The sequence below is a fragment of the Roseomonas chloroacetimidivorans genome (assembly GCF_049629625.1).
Taxonomy (GTDB): Bacteria; Pseudomonadota; Alphaproteobacteria; order Acetobacterales; family Acetobacteraceae; genus Roseomonas; species Roseomonas chloroacetimidivorans.
In genome coordinates, this window is sequence record NZ_JBNBZS010000305.1 from 1 (window position 1) to 818 (window position 818).

General features: G+C 67.2%; 1 protein-coding gene and 1 pseudogene. Both read left to right on the top strand.

Annotated elements, in window-relative coordinates; all coding sequences use genetic code 11:
- The first annotated feature begins 362 nt into the window (after positions 1-362).
- On the top strand, positions 363-503 hold the full coding sequence (locus ACO1BU_RS37630) for a hypothetical protein (RefSeq protein WP_424140939.1): 141 nt from the start codon (positions 363-365) through the stop codon (positions 501-503).
- 92 nt (positions 504-595) lie between these two features.
- Positions 596-818, top strand: a pseudogene (locus tag ACO1BU_RS37635) (SOS response-associated peptidase); the annotation flags it as partial.

Below are 818 nucleotides of genomic sequence, written 5' to 3' on the forward strand. Positions count from 1 at the left end.
GCCATCGCCCGTTATGGAGCCCGTTCGACTAACAGTAGTCTCCTAGCCGCCCCCCTGACCGGCGGGGCGGTTTGCGTCTGGGCGCTGACATGAGCCAGACAACCTACTGGACGACAGTCTTTTTGCACATATAGGCGCCTGCTAGGCTCTCTCCACGCCCACGGCATACTCCGCTGAATACAGCGCGGCCCACGACAAGCCCTCAGTGCGGTTTCGGCCGCCAGGTGCCGCCCTTTTGTAAAGGACGCCAACCGGGCAACATGGGCCCCGGCGCCGCGCTGCTCCGCCTGAAGGCCAGGGCTACGGTCCCGCCATGTGCAGGCCACACGAACCCGGCCGCCATTCGCCAGATCGCGCGCGCCATGCGAGACAGTGTGGGCAACATGCAGCCCCTGCCGGGCGTTTATCCCGACTACGCGGCACCGATCGTCCGCAGCGCCGCTGATGGCGTGCGCGAGCTGGCGGCGGCGCGCTGGGCATGCCGTTGCCCGCCTTCGCCCTGAAGGGCAAGAGGACCGATCCTGGCGTGACCAATGTCCGGAACACATCCTCCCCGCACTGGCGTCGCTGACTTTCTGAGACGCATCGCTGCCTCGTGCCGCTGACCGCCTTCAGCGAGCCCGAGCGTCAGCCGGACGGGAAGTCGGTCCCGGCCTGGTTCGCCCTCGGTGAGGGCCGGCCGCTCATGTTCTTCGGAGAGATCTGGACTCCGCAGCGGACCTCTGTCCGCAAGGTAAAGGCGGTCGAGGTGGCGGCCGACCTCTTCGCCTTTCTGACACCGGAGCCCAATGCCGAGCTGGCGCCGATCCACCCCAAGG

Bases quoted from the DNA above. Each gene is read 5' to 3' on its own strand.
- ACO1BU_RS37630 (WP_424140939.1), top strand. From the start codon at position 363: ATGCGAGACAGTGTGGGCAACATGCAGCCCCTGCCGGGCGTTTATCCC.